Origin of the sequence: Streptomyces sp. NBC_01314, from assembly GCF_041435215.1 — a bacterium.
Classification (GTDB): Bacteria; Actinomycetota; Actinomycetes; order Streptomycetales; family Streptomycetaceae; genus Streptomyces.
The window spans coordinates 5,414,100-5,429,740 of record NZ_CP108394.1 but is presented as its reverse complement, the minus strand read 5'-3'; the positions used below and the strand labels follow the sequence as shown (position 1 = coordinate 5,429,740).

The following is a 15,641-nucleotide window of genomic DNA, read 5'->3' as shown; positions in this document are numbered from 1 at the left end:
GCCCGGCAGGGGCGACTGCTCGGCCGGGGCGACCGCCCGGCAGGCCGACCACCTAGCATGCCGACCCATGGCGATGTTCGTGCACCTCACCTCGGCGGCCGACGCTCCGCGCATCCGGCGGTCCGGAGTCCGCGCGGTCAGTCATGGGCAGGGCGGGACGCGCGGGGTGTACTGCTTCCCGGTGCTGCCGTCGTACACCCTCACCCACCAATGGCTGCGCGAACTGGGCCGGTTCGGCAGCAGGGGCGGACTGGTGGCCGTCCATGTGCGGCTGGCCGACGCCGAGGAGGTGCTGGTCGGACGGTACTCGGACCGCGCGCGGGGCGGGCAGGCCACCGTCACCGCGGCCGAGGCGGTGCGGCGGATCTCAGGTCTCGCGGATCCGCGGGGGTGGGAGGTCTTCGTGCCCCGGGCGATCCGGCCGCGTGAGGTGCACCGGGTGCGGACGGCGCCCCAGGTGGTGGGGTGGCGGTACTTCCCCGACGCGCACGGCACCCGGCCCTGCACCTGCTTCGGCTGCCGGGTGCGCGGCGGCTACGGGGCCCGCCGCCTGCGCGAACGCCTCCCGCACCCCCTGGACGGCCCGCCGCCGCCCACCCGCGTGCTCCTTGCCCGGATCGAGGCGGCCGGTGCCGTCGGCACTCCCGGCGACGCCGGTACTCCCAGCGACGCCGGTACTTCCAGCAATGCCGACGGTCCCGGCAATCCCGGTGACCCGGTCGCGCTGCGGGAGGCCCTGCACTGGTTCGGCATGCGCCGCCGGGGCCCGCTCGTCCGACTGGCCCGGCTCTCCGCCCACCCCGACCCCGGCGTACGCGAGGACCTGGTGTGGGCGGTCTCCGGCTGGTCCACGCCCGGCGTCGCCGAACTCCTCGACCGCCTCGCCGACGATCCGCATCCGGACGTCCGCGAGGCCGTCGAGGCAGTACGGGAGGGGTAGGCGAGGCGGTACGGGAGGGGCGGCCGTTCGCCCCCTTCCAGAGCCTCCAGCCTTCTGGCCCTCCAGCCATCTGGCCCTTTGGCCCTTTGGCCCTCTAGGTCCAGCTGTGCGCCACGTCCACGATCAGGCGGCCGGGGAGTTGGAGGACCCGGAAGGGCAGGCGGGCGCGGACGCCCAGGCCGATCTGGGTCTCGCCCTCGAAGCTGCCGGCGAAGCGGGTGTCACGGAAGGTGCGGTAGCCGGAGATGTTCACGCCGGGCAGGGGCTCGGCCACGTGTCCCGGGTAGGCGACCCCGCCGGTCTCGGGGTCGTAGCTCGGCGCGGCGACCCGGATCTCCAGGATGGCCCCGCCGCTCACCGGGATGAGGTCGCCGGAGGCGGACTGGTGGAGCCGGTCGACGTACTGGACCCAGTAGCCGAGGTGGTCGCCGCCGTCGGGGACGTCGAACACGATGCGGTCGAAACAGTCGTGGCGGCCGGTCCTGATGTCCGCCAGCGGCACGGCGCCGCTGTCGGGGCTGCCCTTGACCCCACTGCCCCAGCCCGTCGGGCAGGCGGCGGCGGCACGCGCGGCACCTCCGGGCGCGGCACTCGCGGTGGCCGCCGCCGTCCCTATCACGGTCCCCGCGAGCGCGAATGCCATGACCATGGCTCCGATTCGTCGCATGTTGTCCCCCTTGGTGACGCAACGCTGAGGTGGCGTTGTTATCGGGTGAGACGACCTGTTATGGCGGAAGGTTGTACTCCGCGCGCTGTGGAAGTGTCCCAGGAATGTAACAGCGGGCCCGGTCCCCACCGGGAGACGCCCGAATTTCCCCGGTTCGGGTGTCCGGTTGTGCCGCTTTGTTTCCCGTTCCTCCTGGGAGTTTGACAGTTGAAGCATCGGAAATCGATAGTACTTACCGGCGGGTAAGAACGCGTTCCGGAATCCCCGAACGCTCGAACCACCGCATGCCAGGATCCCCGCATTCCTGCATATCCGTGTGCCTGAATCCCCGTATGCCTGAATCCCCGCATCCCCGAAAAGAGCGAGTACTTCAGTGACGGAAAACACAGCTCGTCCCCGTTCCGGTTCCCTTTCCCTGACCCGTCTCCGGTCCCGTTTGCGGGTGCGGCGGGTCGCGGCGGTCGGTGCGGCTCTGCTCGGTGCCATGGCGAGCGTTCTCGCGACGCAGCCCGCGCACGCGGCCGGCCCGAACGGTGCCGTGAACATCCGGGGCCAGGAGACCTGGGACACCGACGAGATGATGGCCCGGGTCTGCGGGACCGACGGCGGCACCGGCTACCAGGACTGGTACGTCAACGTCACGACCGGCGAGCTGCGCGACCACTCCGCGTGGCGCGAGGCCCCCGTGTGGCACAAGGACGACGGCAAGTGGACGCTCCAGCCCGGCTGGGAGCGTTTCGAGGGCCGCTGCGAGTACCCCGTCGCCTCCAGCTGGACCTACCGCGCCGCCTGGCGCCCCATCAGCGAGACCCGCACCAACTGCACCGACAGCGGCTACAGCCTGGAGCTCGCCCGCGAGTACGCCACCTCCACGTCGTATTCCCACACCGTCGGCGGCTCCACCAGCGTCGAGGCCTCCATCGGTAGCTGGTTCGGAGTTTCCGCCGAGGCCTCCTACAGCTACTCCTGGGCCATCGAGAACTCCGTCGCCGTCACCAACAACGACGTGATCGATATCGGCCCCGAGAAAACCGCCTGGATCGAGGCGAGCCCCACCAAGCGCGTCGTCCGGGTGAATCCGGTGTTCAAGGTCGAGTCGTACACCTGGAATCCGACCGGAAAGCGTGAGGACGTCGTGGACGTCACTTCCTGGCGTGATCGCGGATACGACCGCATTTACTCCTACGGCAATTACATCGACGGCGTCGCCGACGAACTCAAGAACGACGGAAGCCCGCTGATGACGTTCCGCAAGAAGGACCGCCCGGCCGCGACCGAGTGCGCCTGACCTCCACCGCCATCACCTGGTGCATGCCGTCACCGTCCCCGCCACCCATACGCGGCCGACGGCGGCGGCCGGCCTGCGCCGCCGCCGCGAGACCCCCCGCCCCCGACAGCCCCCGAGCCGCCTACTTCTGAGCCACGGGGGCCGGAGAGCCGCTGCGCTCCGGGTGGCGGCGGCGGGCCGTCGGGGTGGGGGAGGGGACCTTGTGGAGGAGGGGAGCGGTGGTGGGGCGGCCGGTGCCGGGTGGGCGGTTCACGTACTGGCTGTGCAGACTGTCGTCGATCCGCCAGAGGATGCCCGTGGTGCGGCCCGTGGGGGCCGCCTGGTCGAGTTTGGCCGTGAAGGAGGCCAGCCGGTCGTAGAGGGTCCTGGCGCGGGCTCCGGTGGCGGTGAGGTCCGAGGCCGTGGCCTCGCGAAGGGCGTCGAGGACGAGAACGAGGTTGTGGCCGGAGAGCTGGACGTCCTGCATGCCGCCGTCCGCCTTGGTGATGCGGCCCGGCGGCAGGTTCGGTTCGGCGGTGAAGTGGGCCGCCCTGGCCGCGGTCGGGCCGACCCGGTCGTACGGGTCGCGCGTGCTCTGGGTCCAGCCGGGCTCCCAGACGCCGAACGCCGTGCGGGCCAGAAAGGCCCAGGTGTCCTCGTGGCAGCGCAGGGTGAGGTACGAGACGCCGGCCGCGCGCTGGAGCGTGCCGTTGTGCTGTTCGAGGGCGACCCGGTTCGCGGCGAGGGCGGCCTGGAGGATCTCACGGTCCTCCTCCCGCCAGCGCCGCTCCTGCTCACCGCGCTGAGCCTTCAGATCGCGTTTGAGCTGCTGGTTCTTCGTGTACTGCTCGACGAACGTCCTGAACAACGTCCCGAACGACGTCTTGAATGCCTTCAACGTCTTGAACATGGCGCCTGCTGAGGTCGGGCCGGACATCCTGGTGTTGCGACAACCTGGTGTCGCAGCGGCCCAACGACGCTCGACAGATCTTGGTCACGCCGACCGTCGTATTTGTGTATCGCCGACCGTCCTATTGATGTATCAACGGGCCCGGCCCGCCTCCCCTCGGCCGATCAGGGCCGAACACGGACGCCAAAGTCGCGATGCCCGCCCGGAAGTCACCACGGGCCGGTCAACTCACCCTGGAACAAGTGCCGTTGAAGCGCGGGTCGGTCAAATGGGCATGCTGGGGGACGGCGTGGGGGAGTCACTGTGGAATTACTGTGGCGGACTGCCTTACGTGTGAGTAGAACGTTAGGGTCTGTCGTATGAACGCACGGCTGGCCCTGCTCAGCACGGTGGATCCCGGCGTCGCGGAGAGCGAGGTCTTCCGGCTGGCGCTCCAGCACGCGGTCGGGGAACTCGGCGCTCTCGGGGGCATGATCCATCTGCGGGGCCCCATGTCCGCCCTGCGGCTGGTGTCGGTCACCGGCCTGCCGACCGCCCTCACCCGCCCGTGGGAGATCATCGACCAGGAGGGCCCGCTGCCCCCGGCCCGCGCCCTGCACCAGGGCAGCGGAGTGTGGTCGCCGCTGGGCTCCCTGTCCATCGCCTGGCCCGGCACCGGTCTCGCCGCGTTACCCGTCTCCGGCTGCGCCCGCACGATAGGCGCACTCACCGTCCTCACCGGCGACCGGGGAGAACCCACCGGCCTGGAATGGGACTTCCTGCGGGCGGTCGTCGACTGGACCGAGGACCGCATGGCGCAGGCGCCCCCGCCGTCGGGACCCGCGCAGACCGAGTCGAGTGGCGAACGGCTGCGGCAGGCGCTGAAGGAGGTCAGCCTCGGCTCCTGGGACTGGGACATCCGCACCGGCGACCTGATCTGGGACGAGGCGGCTCTGGACCTCTACGGCACCACACCCGCCGAGTTCACCGGCAAGGTCGAGAACTGGATGCGGGTCGTCCACCCCGACGACCTCCCGCCCACCCTGGCCGCGGTGGAGCGGGCGATCCGCGACCACAGCGTGTTCGAGGCGGAGTACCGCGTACGGCGGTTCGACGGCACCTGGGGCTGGACGAGGGCCCGCGCCCGGGCGACCTACGACGAGCACGGCGCCCCCCGTCGGATGATCGGCGTCGGCTGGGAGAGCGACGAGTCGCGGTCCGCGCGGGACGCGCTCAGCCGGGCCCTGCGGCACATGAGCGACGGCTTCCTCGCCGTCGACGACGACTGGCGGATCACCTTCGCCAACCTGGAGGCGGAACGCACCCTCGGGCTCTCCGAGGAGGAACTGTTCGGGCGGCTGCTGTGGGACCTGCCCTCCGTGCGCGGGACCCCCTGCCTGGAGAGCCGCTGCCGGGCTGCCGCCGCCGAGGAGAGACCCGCCGGGTTCGACGTCCACATGCCGGAGCACGACCGCGTCTACCATCTGCGGCTGGTCCCGGGCCCCGACGGCCGCACCCTCTACTTCACCGACGTCACCGAGAGCCGACGCCACGAGGAGGAGCGTCGCGACGCCGAACGCGCGGCCTCCGAACGGGCCGACCGCATCGCCGAGTTGACCGCCGCGCTCGCCAAGGCGACCACCTCGCAGGACGTCGTCGACGCGGTCGCCCTGCGGGTGCTGGCGCCGTTCGCCGCCACCGGCCTCCTCGTCCAGGCCGTCGAGAACGGCCGCCTCCACAACGTCGGCGCCGTCGGGTACTCGGACGAGTTCATCGACCTCGTCAACCACCGCCACCGAACGCCCTACGGCCCGGTCTGGCACGCCATCGACACCGGCACCCCGGTCTTCATCTCCTCGCCGCAGGAGTACGTCGACCACGCCTCCCGGGACGCCGGCCTGCTCGCCCGTGCCGGCAAACAGGCCTGGGCGTTCCTGCCGCTGACCGCGTCCGACCACACTTTCGGCGTGTGCGTCGTCTCCTTCGACCGGCCGCGCCGTCTCACCGACGAGGAACGCACCCTCCTCATCGCGATAAGCGCCCTCCTCGCCCAGTCCCTGGAACGGGCCCGGCTCTACGACCTCGAACACACCCGCTCCCGCGAACTCCAGCGCGCGCTGCTCCCCCAGGACCTGCCCGCCCTCGCCGCCTGCGAGTCCGCCGCCCGCTACCTCCCGGCCGGGCAGGGCATGGACGTCGGCGGCGACTGGTACGACGTCATCCCGCTCTCCAGTGGCCAGGTCGCCCTCGTCGTCGGCGACGTCATGGGCCACGGTCTGTCCGAGGCCGCCACCATGGGCCGCCTCCGCACGGCCGTCCACACCCTCGCCGACCTCGAACTGCCCCCCGACGAGATCATGAGCCACCTCAACGACATCGTCGCCAGCATGGGCGAGGACTCGTACGTCACCTGTCTGTACGCCCTCTACGACTCCACCACCCAGGTCTGTTCCATAGCCCGCGCCGGGCACCCGCCACCGGCCCTGGTGGGCCCCGACGGGACCGTGAGCTTCCCGGAGTGGACCGCCGACCCACCGCTCGGCGCGGCCGAACCCCCGTTCGAGACGGTGGAGCTGAGTGTGCCCGAGGGCAGCCTGCTCGTGCTCTACACCGACGGCCTGGTGGAATCGGCGAAACGCGGCATGGACGAGGGCCTGGCCGACCTGGCCCGCCTTCTGCGCACCGCCCACGAGGACGGCACCGCCGCCGACCTGGAACGCCTCTGCGACACCCTCACGCACGGCCTGCTCCCCGCCGAACACGCGGCGGCGGACGACGCGGCCTTCCTCGTCGCCCGCCTGCACGCCCTGACCGACGAACGGATGGCCTCCTGGTCCCTCCTCGACGACCCGAAGGCCGCCGGACAGGCCCGCCGGCACGTCCGCGACCAGCTCGCCGCCTGGGAACTGGACGACCTCGCCCCGACCACCGAACTCCTCGCCAGCGAACTCGTCGGCAACGTCGTACGCCACGCCAAGGGCCCCGTGCGTCTGCGCCTGCTGCACGGCTCCGCACTGGTCTGCGAGGTCTTCGACGGCAGCCTCACGATGCCCCGCATACGCCGGGCCACGGACACCGACGAGGGTGGCCGGGGCCTTCAGCTGATCACCGCGCTCTCCCAGCGCTGGGGCACGCGCTACACCGCCACCGGCAAGTGCATCTGGACCGAACAGTCCCTCACCGGCCCCGACCCGCACCGCGCCCCGCCGACCGACCCGCTGGAGCACCTGCTCCTGGTCCCGGAGGACTTCGACGGCGACCTGGACGCACTGTCCTTCGGCGACCTGGACATCGACTCGGACATCGACTCGGACATCGCCTCAAGCTCCGCCTCGGGCACCGATCCGGACCGGGAGCGGGACCGGGACCGGTAGCGGATGTGCGGAACCCCGGGGTGCCCGCCGTGGAGGGGCGGGCACCCCGGGGTTCGTCACGTCGGAGCAGGGTCGTCAGCTCACGGTGCCGAGGCGGTCGACGCGCTCGTTGACGCCGTTGCGGAGTTCGCTGAGCGTCGTGCCGGGCGGGGCCGTCTTCGGGGTGGAGGACGGCGGCTGGGTCTCGTCCGCGCAGGTGGTGCCGGCGGCCGGGACGGTCAGGTCGACGAGGTAGTCGATGACCGCTTCCGTCGCGCAGGCGCTGCGGCCGAAGGCGGTGTGGCCCTCCGCGTCGAACGTCACCAGCGCGGCGTTGTCGAGCTGCCGGGACAGCGCGACGGCGTCCCGGTACGGGGTGTCCGGGTCACCGGTGGTACCGAGGACCAGGATGGGCGCCGAGCCCCTGGCCCGGAAGGAGCCGTCGTAGCGGCTGACCTTCTCGGCGGGCCACTGGACGCACGCGGTGGCGTGCTGGTGGTCGTAGGTCGGCGGACCGAACGCCATGGCAGGGCCGAGCAGCGGCGCGGCCGCCGCGTTGGACCTGACGTTCCACTCCAGCTTGCGCAGGCTCTTCGGGTAGTCCTTGTCGACGCACTCGACGACCACGTTCGGGCCGAGGAAGTCGAAGCTGGCCGGGGACGGCGGACGCAGCAGGAACGAGGTGTTGTCCCGCAGCTGGGCCTTGCGCAGGGCCGCGCCGAGCGAGGGCCAGATGACCTTGCCCTCGTTGATGTTGAACATCAGCCGGTAGACCAGGGTGTAGCCGTTGGCCTTCCCGCCGCTCGCGGTCGTCACGGGGTTCGCGTCGAGGTCCTTCTTCAGCTGCTCGAACGCCCCGCGCGGGTCCCCGTCGCCGAAGCCGCAGATCGGCTGGTCGGCGGCGCACCAGTCGAGGAAGCGGCTCATCGCGCCGTCCAGCGCCAGATACTGCGTACGGTCGTACGCGTACGGGCGGTTGGCGTAGTGGTCGGGGTCGTACGCCCCGTCGAGCGTCAGCGCCCGCACCCGGTCCGGGAACATCGCGGCGTAGACGGTACCGATGTACGAGCCGAACGACCGGCCGTAGTACGTCAGTTGCTCCTCGCCGAGGGCCTGGCGCAGCAGGTCGATGTCACGGGCGACGTACTCCGTGCCGACGTACGGCAGCAGCGAGCCCGCGTTGGTCTGGCAGGCCTGGTCGAACTCGGCGGCCTCGCTCAGCGCCGGACCGAAGGCGTCCGGGCCCGGGACGCCCTTGGCGTCGGTGACGGCCTTGGTGTAGCGGGCGTCGTCGAAGCAGGTGAGCGCCGAACTGCGGCCGACGCCACGGACGTCGTAGCCGAAGACGTCGAAGGAGTCGCGCAGCGCGGCCGGGAGGCCCGCGTAGTTGTTGCGGACGTAGTCCACCCCGGAGTTGCCCGGCCCGCCGGGCTGCATGAAGAGCGTGCCCTTGCGCTTCGTCTGGTCGACGGCCTTCTTGCGGACCACCGCGAGGGTGATCTTGGTGCCCTGAGGCGCCCGGTAGTCCAGCGGCACGTCGGCGTTCGCGCACTCGAAGCCGCCCTGGCAGTCGGACCAGGTGAGGGTCGGCACGGGCGGCGGCGGCGTCTTCGACGACTGGGCCTTCTGCGTCGTGCTCTGCGCGGCCATCGCCTGGGTCGCCGTCCCCGTCGCGGCGAGGACCAGCGCGGTCAGCGCGGCCCCGACGAGTCTGAGACGCGAGAAGCGTCTCGGCGCGTGCTGATGGGTCGTCATGAGTGTTGCCCCCCTGGGCTGTTGAGTCCCCTGGATCCCACTGGTCGAGGTGGGTCCGCAGCATGTTTAGCTCAAGAGAGGGGAAATTGGCCAGACGGGTGCCCCTGTGGCCGACATTCCACAGTATCTCTCCACTACCCGGCGGTAGTTACCGTCTTCGGGTGTCCCTTCGTAATCTTGGGAACGCCCCTGGCCCGGTGTCCAGTGATGGGCCCGGCCGGCCCCCCACGAACACGAAGGATCCGCGCACGTGTCATCCAAGTACAGCCGTCCGAACCTCCCGAACCTCCCGAACCTCCCGAACCTCCCGAACCTTCCGAACCCTGCGAACCGGCGGAGCCGTCCGAGCGGTCTGAGGGTCGCCTTCCTCGCCGTGGCCGTGGCAGCCGCCGGTCTCGCTCTGGCGGGACCCGCCGCGGCGGGTCCCGCCAGAGCGAGACCCGCCGCGGCGGCCACGCCGCAGGCCGCCACCACCGTGTCCACGGCGTCGCAGGCGTCCGCCATACCCGTCGACTTCGTCGACCTCGCCACCGGCCCGCTCGCCGCGGACGGCGAGAGCCACAAGGTCACCCTCACCTACCGCAACGACTCGGCGGCGGACCGGACCGTCGCCCCGCAGCTCCTGGTGGAGTCGCCGGACGCCGGCCCGTTCCTCGACCCGTCGGACGTCAAGGTCGAGCGCCGTACCGCCGGCGGCTGCTGGAAGGCCGTCGGCCTCGGCAGCCAGACCGGCACCCTCTTCACCGACCTGACCACCGCGCGTCGCACGCTGCCGGCCGGCGACACCCTCACCGAGGTCTACCGCGTCACCGTCACCGACCCGGCGGCCCAGGGCACGGTCCACCCGAGGATCGCCCTCTACTGAGACCGACCACTCACCGCACCACCCACCACCGGGCCGGGCCCGGCTCTCCGGAGCCGGGCCCGGCCTTTCCGCTGTCCATCTCCATGTCATCGGCCCACCTCCGCGTCAGCTGCCCATCGACACCTGGCGTGAGTGACCGGGGTCACATTCGTGCGTGTCACATCCGACCCGGCGGCGTCCGTCCCTGTGTTGTCACCGCATACGACAGCAGAAGGAGCCCGTCATGGAAGCGCGTCTGAACCTCCTCGCCAGCCCGGTCGCCGGGAAGCTCGTCAAGCACCTCGTCGGAGCCAGTAAGGCAGTCGATGAGACGGGACTGTCGGTCACCACCCAGGAGTTGGTGCGGATTCGCGCCAGCCAGATCAACGGCTGCGGGTACTGCCTCGACATGCACACCAAGGAGGCCGCGCACGCCGGGGAGACGGCCCAGCGGCTCCACCTGGTCGCCACCTGGCGGGAGGCCAAGGTCTTCACCGAGGCCGAGCGTGCCGCGCTGGAGCTGGCCGAGCAGGGCACCCGGATCGCCGACGCGGCCGGCGGTGTCCCCGACGAGGTCTGGGAGAACGCGGCCAAGCACTACGACGAGGACCAGCTCCTCGGCCTGGTGGCACTCATCGCCCTCATCAACACCTTCAACCGGCTGAACGTCATGCTGCAGCAGCCGGCGGGCGACTACCAGGTCGGCATGTTCGGCTGACCCGGTCAACGTCCGGCTGAGCGGAACCTCGACGACGAACCCCCGGGCCGTGGAAGGGCCCGGGGGTCTCTCGTGTCTCCCTACGTCCCGTCCCGCTGAGCGAACTGCAGGGAGAGGGACCGCAGGACGTCGGTCGTCGTCGTGTCGGTCCGCCCCTCGTCGTGCACCTCGGCAAGGTGGACGAACGCGTAGGAGAAGCAGTTGGCCAGGGCCACGATCGCCGGTCCCAGGGCATCCGCGATGATGCCCGTGGCTTCCCGGGCGCTCGTGTCGGCGGGCAGACTGATCTGGGGCAGGGTCTCCGCGAGCAGCGCGGAGACAGCCCCCGTCAACGCCACTTCGACGTCCGGGTTCTCACGAACCTGCCGCCGTATCTCGATCGCTTCGGTGAGGATGCCGACGACTCGCTGCATGATCTCGGATTGCTCCATAGGTGGAGCCTAGGAGCGGTCGCGTCGATAAGCGCGGTGAACCCGCTGGTCCGCCCGCACAGGAAACCGGTTCTCCCGCGCCCGGCCACCTGGTTCTCAGTGAGCCCGGCCCACTTCCTCGAACCGTGTCGTCCCTGCCGCACCCTCCGCCGGCTGAACCGACCGGACCGGCATCGGACCGTCGCCCGTGCTCCCCGCCGGATAGAACTGCGCGTACCACCGCCGCAGCGCCCTGATCCCCTTCTCGTGCGGAAGCAGCACGGGCCGGGCCTGGTGGATCTTGTGGTCCCAGATCCGGACCTCCTCGCGCACCTCACCGAGCGCCTCGGCCCGGAAGACGAGCTTGAACAAGGGGGTGAGGAAGGGGAGCCAGGCCGGTTTGCGGAGGTAGTACAGCATCCGCAGCTCGCTCGTGCGGTCGTCGACGGGCGTGCTGAGCGCGACGGCGGTCACCGACAGCACCGGCCCGTGGGCCCGGACGACCATCACCCCCGGCCCGTACATGTACGCGTCGAACGTGTTGTGGATGTCCCAGCCGAACACCCGCCGGCTGATCGTCCCCCGCGCCTCGGCGAACGGCCCGTCCTCCCGCCACTGCTGGACCGGCGGCTCGCTCTGCCCGTGGATGAAGTGGAAGTGGGACTCGTCGACGATGTTCTCGCGCATCTCCTGGATGTGGATCCGCGCCCGGCAGACGTCGTCGATCGGCGAGGCGAAGTCACGGGACCCCGTCTCCTCGATCTCCGGCACCTCCCACGAGGGTTCGCCCGGCCCGGCGTACACGAGGACGAGCCCGCTGTGCTCACGCACCGGGAGCCCGCCGATCGACACCTTGGGCGTCCGAGCGGCGAACGGGGCCTCCACGCACCGCCCGTCCGTCCCGAACCGCCACCCGTGGAACGGGCACTGGACCGTCCCGTCCACGACCTTCCCGCCGACGCCCAGATGCGCGCCGTAGTGCGGACAGTGCGCGTCCCGCACGGCCGCCCGCCCGTCCGCCCCGCGGAACGCGATCAGCGCCCGCCCGAAGTAGTGCAGGCTGACGACCTTCCCCGCCCGCAACTCCCCGCTCCGCAGGACCGCGTACCACCCGTACGGCACGCTCGGCATCGGATACTCGTCGGCGCGTGGATCGCGGGGAAGGGCCGTCGGATCAAGGCTCTTGCTGTCATGGCGCCGACGAATTCGCATGAGATCGATGCTAACGAAGGTCGTGATCTGCGACCCCCGACATGCATCGCACGAGCGGCAGTTGAGGTGTATGAGGCGTATGAGGAACCCTCCGCTACGACGGCATGCCGTAGGCCGCCACCATCACATCGAGGGCCACCTTGCTCACGTCCCTGCCCTTGGCGTCCGTGGAGTTGATGCTGTAGACGAGGGTGCGGGAGCCGTCGCGGGTGGAGGCGATGACCGCGTTGTAGCCCCAGCGGCCACCCGTCTTGCCCCACACCTCACGCCCGCCGAGCATCTTCCTCGCGAGCCCGGCGGCGAACTCGGCCGGCTTGCCGCTCGAGAAGTCCGCCACCTTCGGCACCGTGAACATCTCCTCCAGCACCGGCCCGCGCGGCACGATCCGCCCCCGGAACAGTGCGTTCGTGAACCGCTCCAGATCCGCCGTGGTCGAGACGATGTCACCGGCCGCCCAGCCGTCCGTCACCCCCCACACGGTCACGTCCCGCAGCCCGGTCGTCCCGTCGTCCAGCGTCATCCGCTGGTAGCCGTGGTTGTGCGGGCCCACGATCCGCGGATCGGTCCCCGGGAAGTACGTGTCCCGCAGCCCGAGCGGCTTCAACACCCGCCGGGCGACCTGGTCCTCGTACGAGTCCCCGGTCACCCGCTCCACCAGCAGCCCGGCGATCGTGTACCCGATGTTGAGGTAGTGCTGCCGCTCACCCGGCCCGAACTCCGGCTCCTTCGCCGTCGCCGACCGCACCATCTCCTCCGGGTCGTGGATCCGGAAACGGTTCGCGTACCACTCCTCGACCGTCGTCCCCGGCATGTCGGCCGCCGGGATGCCGTGCGTGTGATTGAGCAACTGCCGGACGGTGACACCCCCGTACGACGCCGGAATCAGCTCGGGCAGATACGAACGGGCGCTGCGGTCGAGGTCGACCTGCCCCTCGGCGGCCAGCTGCAGCACCACGGCCGCCGTGAACACCTTGGTCACGGACCCGGCCCGGAAGCGGGCCTTCGGATCGGCCGCCCGGCCGGTCGTCAGGTCGTGCACCCCCGAACTGCCCCGCCACCGCCCGTCGGTACCCCCGACGCGCACGAGCGCGGCCGTGGCCTCGGCGGAGGGGAGTCCGGCGATGGCGGTCTCCATGGCGGCGGCCAGTTCGGGATCCGTCCGCGACCGCGCGGAGACGGCGGTGGTGGTGGAAATGGACGCGGAGGTGGAGGCTCTGCCGGTGGCGGACGATGCCGTGGCGGGCAGAGCCGCCGGTCCCGTCACCACCCCCAGGACGAGGGCGGCGGCGAGCAGCGTGCGCGTGGTGTTCGTCATGGTCAACTCCGAGGACATGAGCCGGTGTTCGCGACCGGTCGTGGTCGCTCTCGATGGCTCCATCCTTCTGACCGGCGGCGTTTCGCGGATCGCCCGCACAGGCGGTCTTCGGGAGGCGGGTTCGGTCACTCCCTCGCCGACGCGGGGGAGGAACCGGCCCGGGCAGCTCCCCCGGGCGGGGGAACCACGGCCCCTGGGGACGCGTCCCCCGCCGCGATCAGCCCCGTCTCGTACGCGCAGATCACCGCCTGGATACGGTCCCGCAACCCGAGCTTGGAGAGCACGTTGCCGACATGCGTCTTGACCGTGTGATCGCTGACGACCAGCTCGGCGGCGATCTCGGCGTTCGACAGCCCGCGCGCCAGCAGCAACAGCGTCTCCCGTTCCCTCCCGGTCAGCGCGTCGAGCCGGGGGTCGGGCCGCCTGGCCCGGGCGGCGGCCGGCCGGGTGTACTGCTCCACCAGCCGCCGCGCCACCGACGGCGCGAGCAGCGAGTCACCCCGCGCCACGACCCGTACGGCATGCACGAGGTCGTCCCGCCGGACATCCTTCAGCAGAAACCCGCTCGCACCCGCGTGCAGCGCCTCGTACACGTACTCGTCGGAGTCGAAGGTGGTCAGCATCACGACCCGACAGCCGCGGGCCGCAAGGCCCAGGTGGCCCGCGCCGTCCGAACGGTCGGCGTGGTCCAAGCGGTCGGCGCTGCCCGCGCCGCCCGTGCCCTCCACCGCGCGGCGCACGCTGTCCGCACTGATCGCCCGGCACGCCTCGATCCCGTCCATCCGAGGCATCCGGATGTCGAGCAGTGCCACGTCGGCGCGGTGCCGCCGTACCGCCTCGACCGCCTCCGCCCCGTCACCCACCTCGGCGACCACCTCGATGTCCGGCTGGACGTCGAGGATCAGGGCGAACCCACTGCGCACCAGCTCCTGGTCATCGGCCACGACCACCCGGATCGTCAACGTCCCGCCTCCGCCACCGACGCGGTGCCCACCGGGGACACCACGGGTATCCGCACCCGGACCTCGAACCCGCGCCCACCGGGCCCCGCCCCGACCTCCGCCGTACCCCCGTGCGCGGCCGCCCGCTCCCGCACCCCGACGAGCCCATGTCCACCGCCGCCGTACCCGGCCTGGGGGCCCCGCCCGTCATCCGTCACCCGTACAGCCAAGTCATCTTCTCCGTAAGTGAGTTGAACGGTGGCGGTACGGGCGGCCGCATGCCTGACGGTGTTCGTCAACGCCTCCTGGACGATCCGGAAGACGGACGCCCCGACCGCGCCCGGCAGTGCCCGCTCCCGCCCCACCACCTCGTACCCGACCTCAACTCCACTGCCCCGCACCCGGTCGAGCAGCGCGAGCAGATCCCCGACCCCCGGCTGCGGCTCACGAGGCGCAAGCCCGGGTTCGTACCCGCTGTTCCTCTCGTACCCCGCGGCCCTCTCGCGGCCGTCGTCCCCCTCCCGCAGCACCCCCAGCATCCGTCGCAGCTGGACCATGGCATCCCGCCCGGTCTCGGAGATGGCGTCGAAGGCGGCCTCGGCCCGCTCCGGAGCGGTACGCACCGCCACCGGCCCGGCCTCCGCCTGCACGATCATCAGGCTCACGGCGTGGGACAGGATGTCGTGCATCTCGCGGGCGATCCGGGCCCGTTCACGCGCGGCGGCCTGCTCGGCCTCGACGCGGTGGGCGCGCCGACGGGTATCGGTGAGCCGTCCGAAGACGTAGGCCGCCGCGAACACGAAGGCGGAGAAGGTCAGTTCACGCGCCGACCGGCTGTTGAGACCCACCCCCACCGGCACCGCGACCAGCACCAGCAGCCCGGTGACCGCCCGCTTCCACGGCGACGACAGGGCGGCGATCGTGTAGACGATCACGAGCCCGTTGTACGGCAACGGCTGCCCCGGCCCGTCCAGCGCCAGCTGGTACACCATGCTGGTCACCAGGATCGCCAGCAGCACGGCGAGCGGCGCCCGCCGCCGCCACACCAGCGGCACCACGGTCAGTGTCGTCAGCACGTACGCCGCCCAGGTCGCGGGCGGCAGCCCGGCCGCCCGCGGCACCACGAACGGCATCGTTATCGCCCCCTGCACCAGCAGCGCGACCCCGACGTCCACCACCCGCGGACGGGCGTCCCCGAACGCCCGTCCCCGCTCCCACCACCCGCGCGCCCCGCGCACACCCCGTATGTCCCTCACGGTTCCTCACCGTAACGGCGCGGCGGAACCGCTGCCGGGACTTGCCCGACCGGAGCCGCCCACCCACGTCAGCC

General features: G+C 71.3%; 13 protein-coding genes. 5 read left to right on the top strand and 8 right to left on the bottom strand.

The genetic code is table 11. From position 1 onward, the window contains the following. Positions 1 to 67: 67 nt before the first annotated feature. A complete protein-coding gene (locus OG622_RS23845; protein WP_371578660.1) occupies positions 68 to 940 on the top strand; it encodes a HEAT repeat domain-containing protein in 873 nt (290 codons plus the stop codon). Positions 941 to 1,034: 94 nt separating this feature from the next. On the opposite strand, the gene OG622_RS23840 is transcribed toward OG622_RS23845, so the two are convergent. Then, positions 1,035 to 1,607, bottom strand: a complete 573-nt coding sequence (locus OG622_RS23840) for a hypothetical protein (protein WP_371578659.1) — start codon at positions 1,605 to 1,607, stop codon at positions 1,035 to 1,037. A gap of 484 nt (positions 1,608 to 2,091) precedes the next feature. On the opposite strand from OG622_RS23840, the gene OG622_RS23835 reads away from it, so the two are divergent. Next, positions 2,092 to 2,895 carry a hypothetical protein gene (locus OG622_RS23835; protein WP_371578658.1) on the top strand — a complete coding sequence of 268 codons (804 nt, stop codon included), beginning with the start codon at positions 2,092 to 2,094 and terminating at the stop codon, positions 2,893 to 2,895. Positions 2,896 to 3,016: 121 nt separating this feature from the next. Here the strand turns inward: OG622_RS23835 and OG622_RS23830 are convergent, their stop codons facing one another. Further along, positions 3,017 to 3,784: a hypothetical protein gene (locus OG622_RS23830; RefSeq protein ID WP_371578657.1), complete on the bottom strand. Its 768-nt coding sequence runs from the start codon at positions 3,782 to 3,784 to the stop codon at positions 3,017 to 3,019. Between the two features lie 359 nt (positions 3,785 to 4,143). Between OG622_RS23830 and OG622_RS23825 the strand changes: the two genes are divergently transcribed. Next, entirely contained in the window at positions 4,144 to 7,137 is a 2,994-nt protein-coding gene (locus tag OG622_RS23825; RefSeq protein WP_371578656.1) for a SpoIIE family protein phosphatase, read from the top strand. Between the two features lie 75 nt (positions 7,138 to 7,212). On the opposite strand, the gene OG622_RS23820 is transcribed toward OG622_RS23825, so the two are convergent. Next, the gene (locus OG622_RS23820; protein ID WP_371578655.1) at positions 7,213 to 8,871 is read right to left on the bottom strand and encodes an alpha/beta hydrolase; all 1,659 of its coding nucleotides are present in this window, start codon (positions 8,869 to 8,871) and stop codon (positions 7,213 to 7,215) included. Between the two features lie 352 nt (positions 8,872 to 9,223). Here OG622_RS23820 and OG622_RS23815 point away from each other — a divergent pair, with 352 nt between their 5' ends. Together OG622_RS23815 and OG622_RS23810 are read left to right on the top strand one after the other, a co-directional pair. Continuing rightward, complete coding sequence (locus tag OG622_RS23815) at positions 9,224 to 9,736, top strand: signal peptide protein (RefSeq protein WP_371584191.1); 513 nt, start codon at positions 9,224 to 9,226, stop codon at positions 9,734 to 9,736. 223 nt (positions 9,737 to 9,959) lie between these two features. Next, the gene (locus tag OG622_RS23810; RefSeq protein WP_371578654.1) at positions 9,960 to 10,433 is read left to right on the top strand and encodes a carboxymuconolactone decarboxylase family protein; all 474 of its coding nucleotides are present in this window, start codon (positions 9,960 to 9,962) and stop codon (positions 10,431 to 10,433) included. Positions 10,434 to 10,513: 80 nt separating this feature from the next. On the opposite strand, the gene OG622_RS23805 is transcribed toward OG622_RS23810, so the two are convergent. From OG622_RS23805 to OG622_RS23785, 5 genes are all read right to left on the bottom strand, one after another. After that, positions 10,514 to 10,864 carry a hypothetical protein gene (locus OG622_RS23805; protein ID WP_371578653.1) on the bottom strand — a complete coding sequence of 117 codons (351 nt, stop codon included), beginning with the start codon at positions 10,862 to 10,864 and terminating at the stop codon, positions 10,514 to 10,516. Positions 10,865 to 10,960: 96 nt separating this feature from the next. After that, positions 10,961 to 12,055: a Rieske 2Fe-2S domain-containing protein gene (locus OG622_RS23800; RefSeq protein WP_371578652.1), complete on the bottom strand. Its 1,095-nt coding sequence runs from the start codon at positions 12,053 to 12,055 to the stop codon at positions 10,961 to 10,963. A gap of 94 nt (positions 12,056 to 12,149) precedes the next feature. Beyond that, the gene (locus OG622_RS23795; protein WP_371578651.1) at positions 12,150 to 13,370 is read right to left on the bottom strand and encodes a serine hydrolase domain-containing protein; all 1,221 of its coding nucleotides are present in this window, start codon (positions 13,368 to 13,370) and stop codon (positions 12,150 to 12,152) included. A gap of 125 nt (positions 13,371 to 13,495) precedes the next feature. Continuing rightward, positions 13,496 to 14,332 carry a response regulator gene (locus tag OG622_RS23790; protein WP_371578650.1) on the bottom strand — a complete coding sequence of 279 codons (837 nt, stop codon included), beginning with the start codon at positions 14,330 to 14,332 and terminating at the stop codon, positions 13,496 to 13,498. Beyond that, a complete protein-coding gene (locus OG622_RS23785) occupies positions 14,329 to 15,558 on the bottom strand; it encodes a sensor histidine kinase (RefSeq protein ID WP_371584190.1) in 1,230 nt (409 codons plus the stop codon). Before OG622_RS23785 ends, OG622_RS23790 begins: the two co-directional genes overlap by 4 nt. Positions 15,559 to 15,641: the final 83 nt, after the last annotated feature.